The 21,940-nt window shown below is 53.7% G+C and carries 22 protein-coding genes; 11 read left to right on the forward strand and 11 right to left on the reverse strand.

Annotated elements, in window-relative coordinates:
* Positions 1 to 2: 2 nt before the first annotated feature.
* A complete protein-coding gene (gene moeB, locus ACGS9J_RS09560; protein ID WP_442230690.1) occupies positions 3 to 758 on the forward strand; it encodes a molybdopterin-synthase adenylyltransferase MoeB in 756 nt (251 codons plus the stop codon).
* 99 nt (positions 759 to 857) lie between these two features.
* On the opposite strand, the gene ACGS9J_RS09565 is transcribed toward moeB, so the two are convergent.
* From ACGS9J_RS09565 to cynR, 3 genes are all read right to left on the reverse strand, one after another.
* Positions 858 to 2,450: an ABC-F family ATPase gene (locus ACGS9J_RS09565; RefSeq protein ID WP_442230691.1), complete on the reverse strand. Its 1,593-nt coding sequence runs from the start codon at positions 2,448 to 2,450 to the stop codon at positions 858 to 860.
* Positions 2,451 to 2,608: 158 nt separating this feature from the next.
* Entirely contained in the window at positions 2,609 to 3,025 is a 417-nt protein-coding gene (gene mchS3, locus ACGS9J_RS09570; protein WP_442230692.1) for an MchS3 family protein, read from the reverse strand.
* A gap of 80 nt (positions 3,026 to 3,105) precedes the next feature.
* Entirely contained in the window at positions 3,106 to 4,008 is a 903-nt protein-coding gene (cynR, locus tag ACGS9J_RS09575; RefSeq protein ID WP_442230693.1) for a transcriptional regulator CynR, read from the reverse strand.
* 114 nt (positions 4,009 to 4,122) lie between these two features.
* Here cynR and ACGS9J_RS09580 point away from each other — a divergent pair, with 114 nt between their 5' ends.
* Positions 4,123 to 4,776, forward strand: coding sequence for a carbonic anhydrase (locus tag ACGS9J_RS09580; RefSeq protein WP_442230694.1), 654 nt, complete (start codon positions 4,123 to 4,125; stop codon positions 4,774 to 4,776).
* An 18-nt stretch (positions 4,777 to 4,794) separates the two neighbouring features.
* Positions 4,795 to 5,265, forward strand: coding sequence for a cyanase (cynS, locus tag ACGS9J_RS09585; protein ID WP_442230695.1), 471 nt, complete (start codon positions 4,795 to 4,797; stop codon positions 5,263 to 5,265).
* Positions 5,266 to 5,339: 74 nt separating this feature from the next.
* Here cynS and ACGS9J_RS09590 read toward each other — a convergent pair whose 3' ends face one another.
* From ACGS9J_RS09590 to ACGS9J_RS09600, 3 genes are all read right to left on the reverse strand, one after another.
* A complete protein-coding gene (locus ACGS9J_RS09590) occupies positions 5,340 to 5,834 on the reverse strand; it encodes an AAA family ATPase (protein ID WP_046374090.1) in 495 nt (164 codons plus the stop codon).
* A 224-nt stretch (positions 5,835 to 6,058) separates the two neighbouring features.
* Entirely contained in the window at positions 6,059 to 6,406 is a 348-nt protein-coding gene (locus tag ACGS9J_RS09595) for an antibiotic biosynthesis monooxygenase family protein (protein WP_442230696.1), read from the reverse strand.
* A gap of 12 nt (positions 6,407 to 6,418) precedes the next feature.
* On the reverse strand, positions 6,419 to 7,468 hold the full coding sequence (locus ACGS9J_RS09600; RefSeq protein WP_442230697.1) for a cytochrome P450: 1,050 nt from the start codon (positions 7,466 to 7,468) through the stop codon (positions 6,419 to 6,421).
* Between the two features lie 79 nt (positions 7,469 to 7,547).
* Between ACGS9J_RS09600 and ACGS9J_RS09605 the strand changes: the two genes are divergently transcribed.
* The 3 genes from ACGS9J_RS09605 to phoA all read left to right on the forward strand — a co-directional run bounded on the left by ACGS9J_RS09605 (position 7,548) and on the right by phoA (position 10,571).
* Positions 7,548 to 8,231 (forward strand): ArsR/SmtB family transcription factor, encoded by a 684-nt coding sequence (locus tag ACGS9J_RS09605; protein WP_442230698.1) that lies wholly within the window; start codon positions 7,548 to 7,550, stop codon positions 8,229 to 8,231.
* Positions 8,232 to 8,294: 63 nt separating this feature from the next.
* The gene (locus ACGS9J_RS09610) at positions 8,295 to 9,002 is read left to right on the forward strand and encodes a glutathione S-transferase N-terminal domain-containing protein (protein ID WP_442230699.1); all 708 of its coding nucleotides are present in this window, start codon (positions 8,295 to 8,297) and stop codon (positions 9,000 to 9,002) included.
* Between the two features lie 141 nt (positions 9,003 to 9,143).
* The gene (gene phoA, locus ACGS9J_RS09615; protein ID WP_442230700.1) at positions 9,144 to 10,571 is read left to right on the forward strand and encodes an alkaline phosphatase; all 1,428 of its coding nucleotides are present in this window, start codon (positions 9,144 to 9,146) and stop codon (positions 10,569 to 10,571) included.
* A gap of 32 nt (positions 10,572 to 10,603) precedes the next feature.
* Here phoA and ACGS9J_RS09620 read toward each other — a convergent pair whose 3' ends face one another.
* Positions 10,604 to 11,227 (reverse strand): TetR/AcrR family transcriptional regulator, encoded by a 624-nt coding sequence (locus ACGS9J_RS09620; protein WP_442230701.1) that lies wholly within the window; start codon positions 11,225 to 11,227, stop codon positions 10,604 to 10,606.
* Between the two features lie 97 nt (positions 11,228 to 11,324).
* Here ACGS9J_RS09620 and ACGS9J_RS09625 point away from each other — a divergent pair, with 97 nt between their 5' ends.
* From ACGS9J_RS09625 to ACGS9J_RS09635, 3 genes are all read left to right on the forward strand, one after another.
* On the forward strand, positions 11,325 to 12,164 hold the full coding sequence (locus ACGS9J_RS09625) for an NmrA family NAD(P)-binding protein (protein WP_442230702.1): 840 nt from the start codon (positions 11,325 to 11,327) through the stop codon (positions 12,162 to 12,164).
* Positions 12,165 to 12,602: 438 nt separating this feature from the next.
* A complete protein-coding gene (locus ACGS9J_RS09630) occupies positions 12,603 to 14,180 on the forward strand; it encodes a malate:quinone oxidoreductase (RefSeq protein ID WP_442230703.1) in 1,578 nt (525 codons plus the stop codon).
* A gap of 346 nt (positions 14,181 to 14,526) precedes the next feature.
* Entirely contained in the window at positions 14,527 to 14,985 is a 459-nt protein-coding gene (locus ACGS9J_RS09635; RefSeq protein WP_442230704.1) for a helix-turn-helix domain-containing protein, read from the forward strand.
* Between the two features lie 63 nt (positions 14,986 to 15,048).
* On the opposite strand, the gene ACGS9J_RS09640 is transcribed toward ACGS9J_RS09635, so the two are convergent.
* The 4 genes from ACGS9J_RS09640 to ACGS9J_RS09655 all read right to left on the reverse strand — a co-directional run bounded on the left by ACGS9J_RS09640 (position 15,049) and on the right by ACGS9J_RS09655 (position 20,030).
* Positions 15,049 to 16,092 (reverse strand): fimbrial protein, encoded by a 1,044-nt coding sequence (locus ACGS9J_RS09640; protein ID WP_442230705.1) that lies wholly within the window; start codon positions 16,090 to 16,092, stop codon positions 15,049 to 15,051.
* A gap of 11 nt (positions 16,093 to 16,103) precedes the next feature.
* Positions 16,104 to 18,719, reverse strand: a complete 2,616-nt coding sequence (locus ACGS9J_RS09645; RefSeq protein WP_442230706.1) for a fimbria/pilus outer membrane usher protein — start codon at positions 18,717 to 18,719, stop codon at positions 16,104 to 16,106.
* Between the two features lie 28 nt (positions 18,720 to 18,747).
* Complete coding sequence (locus ACGS9J_RS09650) at positions 18,748 to 19,431, reverse strand: fimbrial biogenesis chaperone (RefSeq protein ID WP_442230707.1); 684 nt, start codon at positions 19,429 to 19,431, stop codon at positions 18,748 to 18,750.
* Positions 19,432 to 19,502: 71 nt separating this feature from the next.
* A complete protein-coding gene (locus ACGS9J_RS09655) occupies positions 19,503 to 20,030 on the reverse strand; it encodes a fimbrial protein (protein WP_442230708.1) in 528 nt (175 codons plus the stop codon).
* A 515-nt stretch (positions 20,031 to 20,545) separates the two neighbouring features.
* On the opposite strand from ACGS9J_RS09655, the gene ACGS9J_RS09660 reads away from it, so the two are divergent.
* Complete coding sequence (locus ACGS9J_RS09660) at positions 20,546 to 21,262, forward strand: EAL domain-containing protein (RefSeq protein WP_442230709.1); 717 nt, start codon at positions 20,546 to 20,548, stop codon at positions 21,260 to 21,262.
* Positions 21,263 to 21,284: 22 nt separating this feature from the next.
* Positions 21,285 to 21,875, forward strand: coding sequence for a helix-turn-helix transcriptional regulator (locus ACGS9J_RS09665; RefSeq protein ID WP_442230710.1), 591 nt, complete (start codon positions 21,285 to 21,287; stop codon positions 21,873 to 21,875).
* Positions 21,876 to 21,940 lie beyond the last annotated feature (65 nt).

Consider the following 21,940-nt stretch of genomic DNA (forward strand, 5'->3'; position numbering starts at 1 on the left):
ACATGTTGCCGGAATTAACCGATGCCGAAACGCTGCGCTATAACCGCCAGATTATTCTGCGCGGCTTTGACTTCGACGGCCAGGAAAGGCTGAAAGCCGCCCGGGTGCTGATTGTCGGCCTCGGCGGATTGGGTTGCGCCGCGGCCCCCTATTTGGCGGCCGCGGGCGTTGGCCACCTGACGCTGGTTGATTTCGACACCGTTTCGCTCTCCAACCTGCAACGCCAAATCCTGCACCGCGACGCGCGCATCGGTATGGCGAAGGTCGAATCGGCGCGCATCGAGCTGAGCGCCATCAACCCGCATATCCGCATTGACGCCGTTGATGGGCAACTGAACGACGAACAGATGGCGGCGCAGATTGCCGCCAGCGATCTGGTGCTGGACTGCACCGACAATGTGGCGACGCGAGATCTGCTGAACCGCCTGTGCCATACACAGCGTAAACCCCTGGTGTCCGGTGCGGCTATCCGCATGGAGGGGCAGCTCAGCGTCTTCACCTACCAGCCTGGCGAACCTTGCTATCGCTGCCTGAGCCGATTATTCGGTGACAACGCCCTGACCTGCGTCGAGGCCGGGGTAATGGCACCGCTGGTGGGCACCATCGGCACTCTGCAAGCGATGGAAGCCATCAAACTGTTGGCGCAGTACGGCCAGCCGCTGACCGGAAAATTGCTGATGTTTGATGCCATGACGATGCAGTTTCGCGAGATGAAGCTGCCGAAGGATCCACAGTGCGAGGTTTGCGGCGGGGAATAGCGGGAACAAAAAAGGCGGGAATGCTCCCGCCTTAAATAAATGACAAATCCGTCACTGGTTCGATCTACGGGCGCAGCATGCTGCGCCCCTACCGATGAGTTACACGATACCCTGGCTACGCAGATAGTCTTCGTAGTTGCCGGTAAAGTCGATCACCTTGGTCGGCGTCATTTCCAGTACACGGGTCGCCAGCGAGCTCACGAACTCACGGTCGTGGGAAACGAAGATCAACGTCCCTTCGTACATTTCCAACGCCATGTTCAGCGACTCGATGGATTCCATATCCAGGTGGTTAGTCGGTTCATCCATGATCAGGATGTTAGGACGCTGCATCATCAGCTTGCCGAACAGCATGCGGCCCTTTTCACCACCCGACAACACCTTCACTTTCTTCTTGATGTCGTCCTGGCTGAACAACAAGCGGCCCAGTACGCTGCGCACTGCCTGCTCGTCGTCTTTTTCCTGCTTCCACTGGCTCATCCAGTCGAACACCGTCAGGGTGTCATCGAATTCGTATTCGTGATCCTGAGCGTAGTAACCGATCTTGGCATTTTCAGACCATTTCACGGTACCGCTGTCCGGTTGCGTATCGCCCACCAGCGTTTTCAGCAGGGTAGATTTACCGATACCGTTCGGCCCCAGCACCGCCACTTTCTCGCCGACTTCAACCATCAGGTTGAACTTGCTGAACAGTGGACCGTTGTCGAAACCTTTGCTCAGCGCTTCCACTTCCAGCGCGTTACGGAACAGTTTCTTGTCCTGTTCGAAACGGATGAACGGGTTCTGACGGCTTGAAGCCTTCACTTCTTCCAGCTGGATCTTGTCGATCTGGCGGGCACGCGAGGTCGCCTGCTTGGATTTGGAGGCGTTGGCGCTGAAGCGGCTCACGAACGACTGCAGTTCGTTAATCTGTGCCTTCTTCTTGGCGTTATCTGCAACCAGACGTTCACGCGCCTGAGTCGCCGCCGTCATATATTCGTCGTAGTTGCCCGGATACACACGCAATTCGCCGTAGTCCAAATCCGCCATGTGCGTACATACCATGTTCAGGAAGTGACGGTCGTGCGAAATGATAACCATGGTGCTGTTACGATCGTTGAGCACCTGCTCCAGCCAGCGAATGGTGTCGATGTCCAGGTTGTTCGTCGGTTCGTCGAGCAGCAGAATTTCCGGATCGGAGAACAGCGCCTGCGCCAGCAACACACGCAGTTTGAAGCCCGGTGCGATTTCGCTCATCGGGCCATAATGCTGCTCAACCGGAATACCTACGCCAAGCAGCAGTTCGCCGGCGCGCGCTTCGGCGGTGTAACCGTCCATCTCGCCGTAAGCCACTTCCAGATCGGCCACTTTATAGCCGTCTTCTTCGCTCATTTCGGCCATAGCGTAAATGCGGTCGCGCTCTTCCTTCACCGCCCACAGTTCATGGTGGCCCATGATAACGGTGTCCAGCACGCTGTATTGCTCGAAGGCGAACTGATCCTGACGCAGTTTACCCAGACGCTCGTTCGGATCGAGGAACACGTTGCCGCCGCTCGGAACCAGATCGCCGCCCAGGATTTTCATAAAGGTGGATTTGCCGCAGCCGTTAGCCCCGATCAAACCATAGCGGTTACCGCCGCCAAACTTAACGGAGATGTTTTCAAACAGCGGCTTACTGCCAAACTGCATAGTGATGTTGTTAGTGCTTAACACAGCGCTCGCTCTTCATATCATTGGGAATGTGATTTGGCGCGCATTATGCCATAACGGGAAACAGAGATCGCGGGAAGTTTCGGTGACAATTTGAGCAAAGGTGCGGTGGCAGGCCAGGCGGGGAGAACTTCTCGGCCTGCGGGGTTTAATGCGTGGGTTTACCAACACCCTTGTTTTAAAATACTGAAATAAACATCCCTGAATTTTTCTTTCCTTAAAACATCCCCTTTCAATACCGAAACCGGCTTATCCCATACTTGGGTGAAAATGGGTTCGCCGGTTTTGTTATTGAGCTTTTTTAAGCCACAGGCAGCATAAAGTTTAGCTTCCGGGGTTGCCTGCGGATTATTGGCAATACGCAAGAAAACGGCGTCCGCATCCTCGTAGGTCAGGATTTCTATTACATCGGTCTCGCCAGCACTGCCAATACCAACAAACCCATTCATGCCCAAAGAGAAATGAGTCACCCTGGATAAATTATTTTCTGTCACTTCACGGCGTTGCTCAGCGGCGTAGCCGTCGAGGGAAAAGAAAGCAACAACAACCAAAGTAATAACGCTCAAGATCCTTTTCATAAAAACCTCCCTCTCAGCCAGGAATGAAATAACTGTCGGACCCGCTCTCTGCGCCAGACTACCACGGTATTCAGCCGGATTTATACCGGGCTGGAGGGTGCCGAGATTAATTCCTGTCGATGCAAGACCTCGATAAACGCCCGTGACGCCGCGCTACGGTAGGCGTCTTTGCGTTGCAGCAGCACCGCCCGGCGGGCTGGCATGGCGTGAGTAAGCAATACCGGCCGCAACTGCGGGTTTTCCCATGCGATCGCGGTCGGCAGCACGGTAGCCAACTGGCCACGGCGCACAATTTCAATGATGGCGCCAATCGCGTTGGCTTCCATCGCCACCCGCGGACGGATACCCTGCTGCCGGCAATAATCGTCGATAAACTGGCGAGTAGCGAAATCCTCACTCAGCAACACCAGCGGCTGCTGCTCGAACGCCTGCGCAGTCAAAGGCTCGCGCTGTTGAGCCAGCGGGTGAGGCTCCCCAACCATCATATTCAGCGATTCGCGAAACAAGTCCTCGGCCTCGATATCCGTCGACTGTGCCTGACTGAAAGCAATTCCCAGATCCAGCCTATCTTCCGCCAGAAGTGCCTCCATTCTGTCCTGCGTCATTTCATGAATACTGACCGAAACGCCCGGATAACACCGATAAAACGCGTCGATAACCGGCCCAACCAGATAGGCGGTGAAGGTTGGCGTCATCGCCAGCCGCAGGTTACCGCGCTCCAGCGTCGCCACGTCATGGATTGCCCGCGTACCGGCGTCCAGATCCTGTAACGCCAGTTGGGCATAACGCATCCAGGCCACACCGGCGTCGGTCAGGCGCACTGTACGCCCAGAACGATCAAACAACGGTGTGTCCAGCGTTTCCTCCAACTGTTTGATTTGCTGAGACAGTGTGGGTTGTGAGACGTGCAGCGTTTCGGCCGCGCGGGTGAAGTTCCCCTGCTCGGCAACGGCAAGAAAATAACGGATGTGTCGCAGCAGCATAACGCCTCTATTATTAGTAATTCCTATGACAACCATTATAAATGGGTCTTAGACCCTATAGCCAGAGCGGCGCATCATGCATCCATCGCTTAACAGCAACCAGATGGAGGCAGTATGAAAGAGGTTATCGAAGGTTTTCTCAAGTTCCAGCGCGAGGCGTTTGTTGAACGTACGGCATTGTTCCAGCGGCTGGCTACGCAGCAGAACCCGCGCACCCTGTTTATCTCCTGTTCCGACAGCCGTCTGGTGCCGGAACTGATCACCCAGCGTGAGCCGGGTGACCTGTTCGTGATCCGCAATGCCGGCAATATCGTGCCCTCGTTTGGCCCGGAACCGGGTGGCGTATCCGCTTCGGTGGAATATGCCGTCGCCGCGCTCGGCGTGGAAGATATCGTGATCTGCGGGCATTCCGATTGCGGTGCGATGACCGCCATCGCCACCTGTCAGTGTCTGGATCACATGCCCACCGTGGCGAACTGGTTGCGCTATGCAGACTCCGCCAAGGCCGTCAATCAGGCTTACCCGCATCCCTCTGAAGGCGAACGCGTCAGTTCGATGGTGCGTGAAAACGTCATTGCGCAACTGACCAACATCAAAACCCACCCTTCCGTGGCACTGGCGCTTGAGCAGGGCCGGTTGAAGCTGCACGGTTGGGTCTATGACATTGCCAGCGGCTGTATTGAAGCGCTGGATGGCGAAACCCGCCGCTTTATTCCACTGGCCACTAATCCCAATGTCACGGCTACCTCTGCCGTATCCCGTTTTTAATCTCAATAAGGAGATAACATGACACAGTCACTGCATTACTCAGCCCCACGCGAAGCCTTGACCGACACCATTATGGCCGCCAAGATCCGCAAAAACCTGACCTTCGAAGCCATTAACCAGGGTACCGGGCTGAGTCTGGCTTTCGTTACCGCCGCCCTGCTGGGCCAGCATCCATTGCCGGAACAGGCTGCGCGCGTGGTCGCCGAGAAACTGGATCTGGATGAAGACGCCATCCGTCTGCTGCAGACCATTCCGCTGCGCGGCAGCATTCCCGGTGGCGTCCCGACCGACCCCACCATTTATCGCTTTTATGAAATGGTGCAAATTTACGGTTCCACGCTGAAAGCCTTGGTGCACGAACAGTTTGGCGACGGCATTATCAGCGCGATTAACTTCAAGCTGGATATCAAAAAAGTGCCGGATCCGGACGGTGGCGAACGTGCGGTGATCACGCTGGATGGGAAATACCTGCCAACCAAACCTTTCTGATCCTGAGGATACCGGCGACTTTACCGTCGCCGGTATCGGATGCTTTTCTCCGCAGTCTCTGCGCTTCACCCCATCTATTCACCGTATCTGATAAGGCTCAAGCGTTCTTCCTCGGTAGGGGCGACAAAATATTGCGTGAGCAGATCGAAGGTCTCTTCACTGAGCACAAAGGGATGTTCACCTTGCTCATTTCTGTGTTTTATTCTGCTCTTGCACTGCGCATTGCTGACGTCCAGAAAATGCAGGCAGTGCGCCACACCGGCCTCCTCCGCCAGTTGTCTGGCCCATAAGCGCCGATCCGGCGTATTCATCGGAAAATCCAGCACCACCGACAGACCATGCCGCAGCAGTTGTACCAAATGCTCGCTCAGCACCTGCCGCAGGTTGGCGGAATAACGAACGTAGTCCTGTAGGGTTTTCATCTGCTGGTCATACAACGTCGCCAACCAGCTATCTTCAACGATCAGCAGCGTATGGGGCTGCTGCGCCAGTCGATTTGCCAAGGTTGATTTGCCGGAGCCGGCTTTGCCGCACATCAAATGTAAAACGGCGTGGGAGGAATTATTCATAGCATTCTCCTGAAGGTGAGTACCGGCAGGAGGAAAAGATGACCCGCCTTACCGGCGGGTTTTAGCATGACAGAGACGCGCTATCCCACCACTCCGAGAATGGTGATAATAATCTGCGCGAATGAAACCTTGTTTATGCTCATACATTATCAATAAGGCAAATCCCCAAATATTGTCAACAACGCTGTGCCTCACAGAGTCATAACTGATACTGGCCGCGCACTTTACCCTGCGTGATAGCCACGGCTGTCATGCGGGGTCTGTTCTCGCTGATCCAGACCATAGTCCCGCACCACCTCAGCCACCCGCAGGCGATACTGTGCCAGCACGCCATGGCGGCCCCGTTTCTGTGCGGCTCGGTGCTGCTCGACATTTCGCCACTGCTGTACCGCCGTCTCATCACGCCAAAAGGACAGTGACAGCAGCCGCTGCGGATCGGCCAGGCTTTGAAAACGTTCAATGGAAATAAAACCGTCAATTTCTGCCAGTAGCGGCTTCAGATCGGCGGCCAAATCAAGATAGGTTTCACGCTGGCCATCGGCGGCCTGCAATTCAAAAATCACGGCAATCATATAAAACTCCTGTCAGAGATAAAATTCAGGCACGCGCGCATTTTGCGAAACCCGCCACCGAACCTTGTTCAACGCCGGCCTATCCACACCCAATGCGGATAAATGCTGAATGCCGCACTGTGCGATAATTTTCGCCCACGCCTCCCCAGGGCAACGATGCGCCCCTGCGCCGAAAGCCAAACTTTCGCCTCCCGCGCACAGCAACACCAAGACCGATTGCCCGGCCGACACCGGACAGCCGGCAACCTGTGTATCCTGCAAAGCAAAGCGACGAGTATTTTGAATCGAAGGGGTATCAGCCAGTACCTTTTCGAGCCGTTCCTGTTCACTCCCCGCGTCGTCACACATCAACAACAGCGCCTGGCCGATCAAGCCGGCTGTACCCTCACAGGCTTGAAACATCAGGCCAATGGCGTTAGCCATTACGGCCTGAGGCTCGATACCTTGCCTCGCGCAGGCCATCTGCAATTGCAGCCATAAAGGACCGCCACAATTTTCCAGATGAGCCGAAATGCGCTCCACCGCCAGGATCCCCCGGGCCACCTGCGGCTCACTGCCACCAGGGGCAAGGCAACGGGAAAAATCCAGTATTTCATCAACCAATGCCGCCCATTCCACCTCCGGGACACCCAAGAGTGCCGCAATAACGCACACTGGCAGCGCATAGTTAAAACGCGTGATCTGGTTCGCATCCGGCAAAGAGGGCATCAATGCTAGCGCCGTCGCCCTGGCGGTTTGTTGGAACAGGTTGAGGTCAACAGCGGCTAACGTCTGCAAAATGGCCGTTTTGAGCCTGAGATGCCCCTCGCCATCTTGCATACGTACCAGATCGCCGAAGATAGGCTGCGCCGCCGTATTCAGTAGGGCTATCGGGATCGGCTCATGAGCGGGACGTACCCCAAAGTCGATATTGTGCAAAACCTCCCGCGCCACCCAAGGTGCAGCGGCGACCCAGACGTGCAGATGCGGCTGAAACTGCATGGGTTCCAATTGCATATAACTGGCCCGAGGATCATCGGCCGTGACGGCAGCAATGGCGCGGGAATAAGGGCAGGTTGCCATGAAGTTCTCCAGTAGGCTTGGCCGGTGTGAACTCATCCTAACGGTGGACGCACAGCCATACTTCGCCTAATCTCGAAGTATGAATAACATCGATATTGAAGATCGTCTGGCGGCACTGAGCGGTGCCATTGCCGACCGCACCCGGGCGCGCATGCTGTGCCTGTTGATGGACGGCCGCGCTTATACCGCCACCGAACTCAGCGCCGCGGTGGACGTTGGCGCCTCTACCGCCAGCGGCCATCTGGCACGCCTGCAGGAACAACGACTGATCGCCTGCGTCAAGCAAGGGCGTTACCGCTATTTCCGACTGGCGGGGCCGGAAGTCGCCGCCGCGCTGGAAACGCTAATGGCACTGGCCGGTGTCGAAAAGCCCGTGGTGAAAAGCACTACTCCGACGTCACTGCAGTTCGCTCGTACCTGTTATGACCATCTGGCCGGTGAAGTGGCGGTAAAACTGCACCAACGCCTGCATCAGCTAACCTGGTTAGAAGGTGAAGAAGACTATCGGTTAAGCGAGGCCGGCCACGCTGCACTCACTCGGTTGGGCGTCGACTGTTCTCCTGCGCCCTCACGAAGGCGCTTCGCGTGCGGCTGCCTGGACTGGAGCGAGCGCAAGGCCCATCTGGGTGGTGCATTAGGTGCCGCGATGCTTACCGCATTTATCCGTCGTGGCTGGATAAAACGCCAGTTGGAGAGTCGTGAACTGCAGCTCACCGCCAGCGGGAAAAAAGCACTGAAAGCACATTTTGACCTCACGGTTTAACCCCGCAACAGGGTAGTTTTGGTGCAATACTCAATAGACAAACCGTCAACCCGAGGACTCACCATGCTCAGCCAAACCCAATTCCCAATCACCAAACTGTGGCCGGCACAGCACCCGGAACGGCTGCAGTTGTACTCACTGCCCACACCTAACGGGGTAAAAGTGTCCATCATGCTGGAGGAGATCGGTCTGCCGTATGAGGCGCACCTGATCGACATCGGCAACAACGAAACCTGGACGCCAGAGTTTCTGTCGCTGAACCCGAACGGCAAGATCCCGTCCATTATCGATCCCGACGGTCCCGGCGGCAAACCTTTGCCCCTGTTTGAATCCGGCGCCATCCTGCTGTATCTGGCAGAGAAAAGCGGCAAGTTCCTGCCGCAGGATCCGGCCCTGCGCTATGAAACCATCCAGTGGGTGTTTTTCCAGATGGCGGCGGTTGGCCCGATGTTCGGCCAGCTTGGCTTCTTCCACCGTTTCGCCGGTCGTGAATACGAAGATAAACGCCCGTTGGAGCGCTATAAAAATGAGTCAAAACGCTTGCTTGGCGTACTGGAAAGTCGGCTTGAAGGCCGCGACTGGATCATGGGCCAGGATTACACCATCGCCGACATTTCACTGTTGGGTTGGGTACGTAATCTGATCGGCTTCTACGAAGCGCGTGAGCTGGTGGATTTCGACAGTTTCCCTCGCGTAGGACAATGGTTGGAGCGCGGCCTGGCACGTCCGGCGGTACAACGCGGCCTCAACATTCCAGCCCGTAGCGAATAATTTATTACCTGGGATAGTCGCCCGGCTATCCCATCTTCGCAACGGCCATCGTCATAAAAGTGTCACACCCCTGCTCTACTCTCCCTGCGTAACAAATTGATGCTGTTTATATTTATTTATTACGACAAGGAGCTTTCCCCCATGCTGCAGCCCCTATCCCTGATCGCCGGTGCCGTGTTATCCGCCTTATTTTGTTCCACCGCCCTTGCCGATGATACGCCGGCCAACCCCGCTGGCCTTACCGAGCGCGCGGCACGCGGTAACATCGTTGAACCGGGTGGCGCACGTCGCCTGAGTGGCGATCAAACCGCCGCACTGAAAGCTTCGTTGTCTGACAAAACGGTCAAAAATGTAATTTTGCTGATCGGCGATGGCATGGGTGATTCGGAAATTACCTCGGCGCGCAACTACGCCGAAGGCGCGGGCGGCTATTTTAAAGGCATCGATGCCCTGCCGTTGACCGGCCAATACACCCATTACTCGCTGGATAAGAAAACCCACAAGCCGAATTACGTCACTGATTCCGCCGCCTCGGCGACCGCCTGGTCAAGCGGCGTAAAAACCTATAACGGCGCACTGGGTGTCGACGTCAACGGCAAAGACCAGCCGACGCTGCTGGAAATCGCCAAAGCGGCGGGTAAAGCCACCGGCAACGTCTCCAGCGCCGAGCTGCAAGATGCCACCCCGGCGGCACAAATTTCCCATGTCACTTCGCGTAAATGTTACGGCCCGGAAGAAACCAGCGAAAAATGCGCCACCAACGCGCTGGAAAATGGCGGCCGCGGTTCCATCAGCGAGCAGTTGCTCAAAACCCGTGCCGACGTCACCTTAGGCGGCGGAGCAAAATCCTTTAATCAGTTGGCTAAAAGCGGCGAATGGCAGGGAAAATCGTTGAAGGAACAGGCCGCAGCACAGGGCTATCAGTGGGTGGAAAATCTTGCAGCCCTGAACGCCGTCAATGTTGCCAACCAACAACAACCGCTGCTGGGGTTGTTTGCCGCCGGCAATATGCCGGTGCGCTGGCTGGGGCCAAAAGCCAGCTACCACGGCAATATCGACCAGCCGGCGGTAACCTGCGAGAACAACCCGGCGCGTACCGCCGATATCCCAACGCTGGCGGCCATGACCGAAAAGGCTATCGATCTGCTGAAAACCCATCAAAACGGTTTCTTCCTGCAGGTTGAAGGGGCGTCGATCGACAAACAGGATCACGCCGCCAATCCGTGCGGCCAGTTTGGTGAAACTGTCGATCTGGATGAAGCGGTGCAGAAAGCGCTGGAATTCGCCCGCGCCGACGGCAACACCCTGGTGATTGTCACCGCTGACCATGCTCATTCGAGCCAGATTATCGCCGCCGACGCCAAAGCTCCGGGCCTGACGCAAACGCTGACCACCAAAGACGGCGCGCCGATGACCCTCAGTTACGGTAATTCGGAAGAGGATTCGCAGGGACATACCGGTACCCAACTGCGCGTTGCCGCCTACGGTCCGCATGCCGCCAACGTGGTTGGGTTAACCGATCAGACGGATCTGTTCTATACCATGCGCGACGCCATGGCGATTAAGTAAAGCGATCGTCAGGCTTCGGCACCGGAGCGCCGCTAAGCGTCAGCCAGCATCCTGGCCGCCATTTGTTTATAACTCGCCACCAGTTCCCGGCCCTCATCAGGGCCGGTGCTGACCGCCAGCCGCATGGTGGCCTCCCCTAAATGCATCAGCAAGAAAGCCGCGTTCTCCACCGCAACGGGATCCGCCTGCGAGCGCAACCGACCTATCGCCGCCGCCAGCAACGCGCCGTTCAGCCGGCTTTCCGTGACTTCTTCCTCACGCAGCGTTTTATTGGCCTGCGTCGCCGCCCAAATATCCCGCATCACGGGTTCAGCCATAAACAGGGCGTAATATTCGTCGATCAGGCGATTAAAAGCCTCGATCAACTGAGGTAACGACTGCACCTGAGCCAAACCTTGTTCGATACATTCCCGCGCTTCCTGGTTATAGCGCTGCGCCAAAACACGCACTATCGCGGTTTTGTCCGGAAAGTACTGGTACAGCGCGCCAATCGAAATGCCGGCATTTTGCGCCACTTCACTCATGCGCATCGCATCGCTGCCCTGCTGGGCGATCAACGCGGTCGCACAGGCCAGGATCAGCTCCACCTTCTCGCGGCTCCGCGTTTGACTGGGTTTACGCCGCAGTGGGGATAAATTTTTTTGCTTATCATTCATCGCGCTTCGTCCTTTGAACAAAAAACAGCCTTGACAATAATACGAGGGTTTCTCATATTTACAAAACATGAGTAACACTCACGTTAGGAGCAACATCATGAACAGCAGCGAACAAGCCTCACCCATTCTGGTTTTAGGCGCTACCGGGAAAACCGGCAGCCGTGTAGCGGCACGTTTGCAACAGCAGGGTATTTCGGTACGCGCCGGACATCGCAGCGCCGCCGTTCCCTTCGACTGGCAAGACAGCACCACCTGGCAACCGGCCTTACAGCAGGTGACAAAACTGTATCTCAGTTTTCAGCCCGATCTGGCGGTGCCGGGTGCCATTGAGACCGTAGAACGTTTTTGTCGGCAGGCGGTCAATAGCGGCGTGCAAAAGATCGTCCTGCTCAGCGGGCGCGGTGAGGACGAAGCCCGTCAGGCAGAGCAAGTGGTTGAACGCAGCGGCGCGGACTGGACGATATTGCGCGCCAGCTGGTTTATGCAGAACTTCAGCGAGAGTTTTATTCTTGATGACCTGCTCAAAGGCAGTGTCTATCTGCCGCCGGGCGAGATCCCCGAACCTTTTATTGATGCGGAAGATATTGCCGAAGTGGCGGTGGCCGCCCTCACCCAGCCGGGCCACAGCAAGACGCTGTATGAATTGACCGGCCCGCGCCTGATGACCTTCGAACAGGCCATTAGCGAGATCGCCGCCGCCAGTGGACGAGAGATCCACTATCATCAGGTACCGGTCGCGGATTACGTCGGTTATCTGCGCGAGGCGCAACTGCCGACGGAAATGATCACCCTGCTGGAGTATCTGTTCAGCACGGTGCTGGATGGGCGCAACGCGTCACTGACAGACGGCGTTCGGCGCAGCCTGGGACGAGCACCGCGCGATTTCAGCGCCTACATCGCCGACACCGCCACCAGTGGCGTTTGGCAACCCCGTTAATCGGTCAGAGGCCGCCTGCTGTGTATGACGGCCATTTTCTTTTTGTTACCGACTGATATTTGCCATTGTTCGATAAATATTGTGTGATAGTGGAATATCGTTTAATTCGGCGGCAATTAAACCCTGTTAATTTAGCGGTTATATTTAAATAGAAATAAAAATGAATTATTCCTGCTTATATTGGACTTTTTTTAGTTACAAAAGTAGTTTTTAACAATATTGCAAACAATAATATCCCCGCAGTAACCAGAGTTGAACAACCTGTCCCCAGACAGCCTGTAATAATTCACTTTTCGTTAAGAAAAACGATTAACAAAAAGACATTATCACTGTCACTCGGCTTTGCCGGGCGGGTTAGTTTTACTTATTTTCAGGGTAGCTCCCAATAAATTCTTTCACCTGCAATGAGTAGAATTTACACACAAGAGATTTGATTCAATGAGAAAATTACTCGTCCTGATCTTCTGTCTGAACCTGTTTGGTGTCACGCAACAGGCGGCAGCGGAAGAGACTAAGTCCGTTGATGTGGTTCTGATCGGGGGTGGCATCATGAGCGCCACGCTGGGAACTTACCTGCATGAGCTGGAGCCGAACTGGTCCATCGACATGTATGAACGCATGAACGGCGTAGCGGAAGAAAGCTCCAACGGCTGGAATAACGCCGGTACCGGTCACTCCGCCTTTGCCGAGATGAACTACACTCCAGAAAAAAAAGACGGCACCATCGACATCAGTAAAGCCGTGGTGGTTAACGAGTCTTTTGAAATCTCTCGTCAATTCTGGTCTTATCAGGTTAAAAATAACGTCCTGAAAGATCCAAAATCCTTTATTAACAGCGTACCGCACATGAGCTTTGTCTGGGGTGACGATAACGTCAACTTCCTGCGCAAACGCTACGCGGCGCTGCAGCACAGCACCCTGTTCCGTGGTATGGAGTACTCCGAAGACGCCAACCAGATTAAACAGTGGGCACCGCTGGTGATGGACGGCCGTGACCCGGCACAGAAAATTGCGGCGACCCGCATGCCGCTGGGCACCGACGTTAACTTTGGCGTGATCACCCACCAACTGGTCGATACGCTGACCAAATCCCCGAACTTCAAGCTGAACCTGAGCCATGAAGTGCGCGACATCAAGCGCAACGCCGACAACACCTGGCGCGTGACCGTGGCCGATCTGAACCGTGACGGTAAAGAAACCACCGTTAACGCCAAGTTCGTGTTTATCGGTGCGGGCGGTGCGTCCCTGACGCTGCTGCAGAAGTCCGGCATTCCTGAAGCTGACGGCTACGGCGGTTTCCCGGTCGGCGGCCAATTCCTGGTCACCACCAACCCAGAAGTCGCCAACCAGCACCTGGCCAAGGTTTACGGTCTGGCCAGCGTAGGTTCGCCACCGATGTCGGTTCCGCACCTGGATACCCGTATGCTGGACGGCAAGCGCGTTGTGCTGTTTGGGCCGTTCGCCACCTTCTCCAGCAAGTTCCTGAAAAACGGTTCACTGTTCGATCTGCTGCACTCGCTGAGCACGTCCAACCTGATGCCGATGACCCACGTCGGGCTGGATAACTTCGACCTGGTGAAATACCTGGTGGGCCAGCTGATGATGAACGACGACGATCGTTTCGCCGCGCTGAAAGAATACTTCCCGCAAGCCAAACAGGCCGACTGGAAACTGTGGACCGCCGGCCAACGCGTGCAGATCATCAAGAAAGATGCAGATAAAGGCGGCGTGCTGCAGTTCGGCACCGAAGTGGTCAGCTCCGAAGATGGCAGCCTGGCAGCTCTGTTGGGCGCATCACCGGGTGCATCTACTGCGGCACCGATCATGCTGCACCTGATGGAAAAAGTGTTCAAAGATAAAGTGGCGACGCCGGAATGGCAGAGCAAACTGAAAGAGATCATTCCGTCCTACGGCCACAAGCTGAACGGCGATATCGAAATGACCAACAAGATCCGCGGCTACACCAGCAGCGTCTTGCAGTTGGACTATATCGAAGTGAAGCCGGAAACTAACTGATCCCTATTCTCCCCCCCTTTCCTCAAGGCCGCCCCGTGCGGCCTTATTCTGATGACAAACACCCGAAAAACGTGGTTTTCGGATGTTTGGGGTAAACCTGAGACATAATCCTTTGTTTTTGTTAGTACAGATAACGTTTATGTACAGAGGACTTTGTCAGCAATCTGAGGCCGCTCCAAGCGGCCTTTTTATTTCCCTGCGGCGGCAAGAGCACATTTAGCCACCTTTCTTCCCCCAGTTAACACTTGCGTAACCCAATTTCACCGCCTATTATCAAAGAACTAACTTGGATAATTACTCTTACCTACTGTGACCTGAATGTCGTACCCGCGGGAGAACTTAAACAATGGATCGCGTCAATATCATTCACGATTTGCTGGACTGGATTGAAACTCATTTGGATCAGCCGTTACTGTTAGACAACGTAGCCGCGAAGTCAGGCTACTCCAAGTGGCACCTGCAAAGAATGTTCCGCAGCACCACCGGTCATGCTCTGGGCAGTTATATCCGTGAGCGTCGCCTGTCGCAGGCCGCACAAGCGCTGCGTTCGACCCCACGCCCGATCCTCGATATCGCCCTGCAGTTCCATTTTGATTCTCAACCGTCCTTTTCCCGCGCGTTTAAGAAACAGTTCGGCAAAACGCCGGCCGTTTATCGTCGCACTACCCGCTGGGACGTCGCTGAGATGCATCCGCAACAGATAGCACCACTGAACGGGCATCGCCACGAGTCGCCTGGTGTGCATCTTTGGTATGCGGGTAAATGTCTGGATGGCGTTTGCACTAACTGGGTGGGTCAGCACTGAGAAATAAACGCATTAAAAAAGGGGTTCAGCCTGCGCTGAACCCCTTTTTTGACTGCCAGGACTTTATTTGAAGGTGACGTCAATATTCGCCGAAGCGTTGAACGGCCCCACTTTCGGGTTGGTGCTCAGCCATTTCAGGCTGGCCAAAAAGTTCTTTTCAACAATGGTGCCGTTGACCAGGCCGAGATCGACCGGGGAATTCATCATGATCGGTGTGTTTGGCGCCGATGCCTGCGAAATCAAAATGCCAAAGCCGCTGTCGGTCGTAGGCAAAATAACGCTGTTGTCCTGCACCGGATAAGTGGAGCTGAAGCTGGCCTGCAGCGTTTCCCCCTGGCAATCCTGCCCGGTAGTCGGGTCCGACATATTGGCGGTAACCGAGAACGGCATCTGTTTTTCAATCTTGCCCACCACCGCATTTTGGCGCGGGATGCTGCCGAAATTCACGGTTGAACCGTTGTTGGCCACCACGGTGATTTTCGGGTTGCAGGAGATAAACTGAATATTGCCCAACCCGGAAATATAGGCGTTAAAGTTGCTGTTTGCCGTGCCGTTCAGACCGCCAACCCCATCCACCTGGAAGACAGAATAGGATTTATTGTCATTGATCTTGCCGCCTGCCGGTGGGGCCTTACCCGTCGCCTTGATGTAAATGGCATAGGACACCGTCACGGTCAACGACTTGGCGGGGGAAAGGCAACGTGAACCAGAACGACGACACTCGGTACCCGGCCCCACGTCTTGCCTGGCACCTTTGGTTGGCTTGATATCAATGCCGTTGTAGGTCACGCCGACTTCAATCGAGTTATGGATCTGGCTCATGCGAGCCTGAGGATCCCAATACAGGAATGCATTTTCCCCTTTAGGGTTATTCCAGTCATCCACACACTGGAATGAAGAGGTGAAGGTCTGTGAGCGCCACAACAAAGCCCCGGGGGCAGTATTGGCCGTTGATACCTTAATCGCCTTATCCAGCACGATGTTCTGAACAATACTGCCGTTCTGCTTGCAAGACAGCGCATAGCTGCTCTGCGAGAACGTCCCCAGCGTGACCAGCAGCCCTGCGGCCAGCCCGAGGTTTTTAGGTTTTAACAACAAAGAAGACATATTCATTCCTTTTACGGTTTTCCGCAGGTCAGCGAAAGTTCCTGATAGCCCATCAGCTGTTCGGTCGCCGATTTCAGTGCCGGCACCACCAACGAACAGCTGTCGCCGGCATCGCTGCCCCATTTAACCAACAGGCGATCCCCTGCGGATGCGCCGGAGATATAAATATCCCCATTGGTACCCACGGTACCGTTGTTTTTGCCGTCGGCGCTGAACACGTTGGCGCCGATTGGCGGTACGCTGCCGTCTAACAGTTTGCTGTGTACCAGCAGGCTTTGACCGGTATGCGTTTCAAATTTCACGCGGGTAATCGCGCCGTAGGTCGGTACCACATCGCGGGCGGCCATCGGAATATCCAGACCGTTACCGATATCTTCGGTGCGCAGCGCCACGCGGTTGTGGCGGTAAGGTGAAGCAGAAGTCATCACCGCATAACCGAAGCGGTCGATAGCCACACCCGGCTGGTTTTCCAGGCGGACGCCCTTGGCATCTTTGGCCTCGACCAGCACAAAGGTATTTTGCAGCGGCTGGGTCAACGTCACGCCACCGGAGTGCGCCACGATACCACCCGAGACACCCAGCGAAGACTGCTGGTAATCATTGCTGTAGCTGTAGCCGGCATTGACCGTACCCATGCTGCCCTGATAGCCGAGGTTAGCCGAGCTGGTTTGGCCGGAATAACGATCGTGCCCACTCTGCACCGCGTAGTTCAGACGGTTATCGTCCAGCGCGGTCCCGCTCAGACCGGCGCTGTAGGTATTGCCGCTCTGCTTGCTATGACCGGCGTTGAAGCTGGCCGTCATGTCAGACGAATCTCGGCTGAAGAAGCTGAACGGAATAGAGACGGTCATGTTGATGCTGCGATCTTTATAACCGTAGTTACTGCGACTGTCCTGGTAGAACACGCCGTAACTGATGTTTTTATAGCTGCTGTTAAAGCCGGTTTGTACCGTACGATCCTGACCAGAGCCGCCCCAATATGACTGGTTGCTGATATTGGTGTACAACGTCGAGTTACCGGCGATACGCTGGTTGATCGACAACTCTACGCGCTGGCGTTTGTTGTTGAAGCGGCTGGTGTAATAGGTACGACGACGTGACTCAGCCCAGTCCGGCACGCCCAGATTGCGGTCATTTTCATCGTAGTAATCGTTACGGTAGTAGCCGTTTTCATAGCGATCGCGTTCCGCAACCGCATCAGAGAAGTCGTAGTAACCGGAAGTCGAATAACGGTAGCCGGCGATCTGGAATTCGGTGCCCCAGTCATTGAGCGACTTGGAGTACAGGAAGCGGAAGCTCTCCCCCTGTTTGTCGTCACCGTTGACCAGATTGGTGTCGGAGTAGGACATATCAAAAGAAACCGCCCCCCAAACACCCATGTTTTTACCCAGACCCAGCACCGCCGAACGGTAGTTTTCCGCCACCAGTACGCCACCGTATGGCGTAATGTCATACGCCATACCATGGGACAAGGTGCCTTGCACAAATTTAGGCTGGTATTTGGTCGTGCCGTCGTGATACTTACCGGCAGTCATCTGATAGTCCCAGATCCCTTCGCGCAACATGTTCGGCACGGAGGAAAAAGGCACCACGAAAGTGGTTCTTGAGCCGTTGGCTTCAATAACCGTCACGTTCAGGTTACCGCTCAGGGTACTCGGGAAGATATCGGTCAGCGCAAACGGGCCCGGCGGCACGTTGGTGCTGTAAATGGTGTAACCATTCTGACGGATCTCGACGCGGGCATTGGTCGATGCCACGCCGCGCACTACCGGCGCATAGCCACGCTGGCTTTCCGGCAGCATATCGTTGGCGCTGGAAATCTGCACGCCGCGGAACTGGATGCTGTCGAACACGTTGTTATTGGTGTTGGTCTGGCCAATCACCAGGCGGCTGCGCAGGGAAACGATGTCAGTTTCTGCCCAGCTCGAAACGGTATTCCAATGCGTACCGGCACCCGACTGTTGGTTCAGCGTCGAGTTGTTGCGCAGACGCCAATTACCGACGTTGATGCCGTTATTCAGGCTCAGAAAGTAATAGTCTGACGTTTTGTCGTTGGTGTTATTACTGTAATTATTATGGTTGCCGCTGAAGTTATAGTTGACGAAGCCGGCGTTAATGCCGCGATCGTAAACCTTCGGCGAGATGGCCCCTTGCGGACGCGGCTCCAGGAACACCTGCGGCACTTCCAGATCCATACGCTGCACGGCGGCGTCATAGCTCAGCTTGGCACCCGAAATTTGCTGTGGCAGGGCATAACACTGCGCAGCGCCTTCCGTTTTCATATCGCCCGGCAATTTAACGCCGTAATCCTGGTAATCCTGCGCGGTCAGGCAGGGCATCACCGGTGTGTCTTTGGCGTCTTTTTTGAATTCGATTTCGCGGTGATCGATACGCTGTCCGTTCAGGTAAATATCAAACGGATATTTACCTGGCAGAATATCATCGCCGCTGGACAACGCGGCCACCTGGGCAATGTTGTCATCGCCATGGATGAAGGAGGTATTGAACTGCTCCTCCGCCATGGCCATGTGAGAGAATGAAAATGGCACGGCAGAAAAATAAATTACACCATTAATTAGCCTGACCAAACGTTTTGGCGTGAGGGTTGTTATTCTTTTATGTGCCATTTTTTGTTCATTCCTTGAAGGGCTTAAATCAATTTAATGCAACGTTCTTAATCTCGGTGTGGCCGCCGTAATCGTTGATATATGTGAACGACATGCTGTTGGCCGACTGCGCACCCTGTGGCAGGCTGATCCGCAGGCTATCTTGCGGTTTCACCATATCGGCATTCACTTTCCAGCTCTTGCCACCACTTTTCAGCGTCAAAACACCCAGCGTCACAAACAGCGGGCCGTTGTTGGTGACCACCAGATTGCCGCCCTGACGCTGCCATTTCAGCGCTTCTGCCTGCTGCTGCAGGTTGGCCTTCAAGGCTTCAGGACGGTAGAACAATTTGATACGGGTACGGATCGCCACCTGCAGCACGTTGTCTTGCTTCGGCGTTGGCGGAATTTCCTGTACGTTGACCCAGAGCAGACTTTCTCTGTCCTGCGGTAACCCGCTGCCGGAATAAATAAAGCGCAGAATCGCGTCTTTTTTGGCAGCCAGTTTTAAAATAGGTGGAGTGACCACGATCGGTAAATTCTTCGGCATCTGGCTTGAATCACCAGTATCCAGCCAGGTTTGCACCATATAGGTGTCGTCGCTGTCATTGCTGATTGAGAGCGATGCGGATTTACTTCCGCTGTTATAAATTACACGCGTTGAATCAACTTGAATGCCAGCAAAAGCATTCATGGAAAACGCGAATAAAATACAAGAAAGCACTTTTTTCATCGGAATATCTCAACTCTCAGAATTTAGCCGTCCGTGGCCAATAGCTCTATCTATCCTGCCAGCGAATTAACTTATTTGTATTCGATGGTGAAGGTAGCGTTAGAGTTTGCCTGACCCGCAGTTACCAGATCCTGGTAAGATTTATAACGAGCGCGCAGGTTGAAAGTCGCAGAACCTGGGTTGTCGCCATCAGCAGCAACAGCAACGGTAGCTGGAGTAGCAACTTCCTGAGAGATTGGCAGAGTTGCGCCGTTGTTATCCAGGATTTCAACGCCAACGCCGTTAGCGCCGCCAGTTACAGCCAACAGTTCTGGGTGGCCAGCAGGAGTGTTACCGTCGAAACGCAGGGTGTAGTTACCGGCTTCACATTTCTCCAGGCTAATATCGAAAGCTTTAGCACCGCTGGTAGAACCAGAAGTTGGGAATGCGGTAGTAGGATATTTACCCAGGTAAACTTCTTTATTCTGGTCTTTATCAACAACTTTACAGGTGGACTGTACGATTTCACCGGTGAATTTTACGTTACCGCTTGCAGCAGTAGCGTTATAAGCAGTTGCAGACAATACCAGTGCGGCCAAAGGCAATAATACTTTTTTCATTTCCAGCTCCATAGAAAAACAATAAAATAATCGATTCAGTGACAGACGAATATATAGTTCCCCGGCACTGAGCATACACTCAGCGATAGCACTCCTTGCTTAAAAGGAATGTTGCCTCGATGAACCCATTGCCGGACGAAATATAGACTAAGCGCATTCTTATTGTTAAATCGTTTAAAACATTCATAACCCCCTCTTGATAGGAATAAACTATCAACAAATACCTATCGATCGATGTTGACGATTCAATCGAATAGGAATAATCTGTGTTTTGGAAAGTCATGTAGTTGGACATTTTGCCTTAAGGGCTGATTAACAGCACATTATTCCATATATTTACATTTTGTTACTTTCCAGGCGCTTTGGACTTCACGACTAAATGCGCGATTAATGGTCTGCAAGCGACATTCCACAACCCGGTCGCCTTAAATAAGATATTTACCTATAAAAGACCTGACATTTAATTTATTTTCGTTATAAAACATACAGTTGTATATCAATCAAGGGATTGAGGAATGCGCAGTTCTTTTAGAGAGAGAAATAACGGAATTAATTATGTTTTCCAGCCAATGTTCGCAAAATCGGGACAATTGCTGGCCGTTGAGTGCCTATCGAGATTCACTTTTAATAGTGAATATGCGCATTTCTCTCCTGAACAGTTCTTTCGTTCTGCCGATAGCGAAACCCGAATTGAGATTTTGTTGGATCAGGTCAGTCTGATCGAGAAATATAACCGCTGGTTTCAGGATAATCAGGTTATCGCCACCTTGAATGTGGATGATCATTCTCTTCGGTCTTTAGCCAGTAGCCATTTCGCAGAAAGAATTAGCGCCACCCGCTGTATTCATTTCGAAATCAGTGAGAATTCAACCCGTCTGGTTAAAGATCGCGTTCATGGCGATCCCTCACTGAAGAGTTATTCATTTTGGCTTGATGATTTTGGTTCTGGTTATGCGGGGTTTTCCGCGTTGTATAACAGCCAGTTCCGCTTCGTTAAACTCGACCGTTTTTTGTTATGGGACTTTATGAAAAAGTCTGGCGGTGACGGTTTAATGCGCGCTTTATTGCGTTTTTTTTACCTTAATCATTACAAGGTGATTATTGAAGGGGTAGAAACCCCCGAACATAAAAAATGGCTGGATGAGATGCCATATTACGCACTGCAGGGAAAGCTGTGGAAGGAATCCGACATCAAGGATTTGAACTCGCTTCTTACAGCTGAATACTTTTAACTCATTATGGGTGTTTGCCATTATGTCTAAAAACAATGTCCTTGTTATTAGTGAGTGTAAGTACAGCTATGTCGGCCTTTCGGTGTTACTGAAAAAACATTACGGCAAGTACGATATCAGACTGTTTTCAGATTTTATGCACGGTGGCGCCAAGGCGGAGAAAATAATTAAGCATGACATCGCCCTGATTTTCACCTCACAAAATCTGGAACAAAGCGTCAACGTCATTGAAAGCCTGGTGTCTTTGCATCAGCAATACAACTCCAAAACACGCCTGTTGGTGTTTTATGACGACGAGCGCGTAGTGAAGCTATTGTCGATCCTGGGAATTTCCGTTGAACTGGTGTCTACCCGCATTCCACTTTATTCGCTGCAGGAAAAAATACAAAACCTGTTGGAAAGCAAAGAGCCCGGCGGAATAAAAATGCAGAAAACCCGCGAGCTTAGCCCGGCAGAAAGTGACGTTATCTTCAACCTGTTACGGGGTGACAGCTTGCTGCACATAGCCCAAAAGCGCGGCACCCACCCGAAAACTATCTTTTCTCAGAAATACAGTGCGATGAAAAAACTGCGTCTGCGCAGCATGAGCAGCATCTTCGTCGCCGGCAAGTAACCCCTTCGGGCCGCCTTCTGGCGGCCCGACCTTACTCGTTACGTTAAATTAATGTAACAATGAGC

Origin of the sequence: Serratia quinivorans (assembly GCF_052113645.1) — a bacterium.
GTDB lineage: Bacteria > Pseudomonadota > Gammaproteobacteria > Enterobacterales > Enterobacteriaceae > Serratia > Serratia quinivorans_B.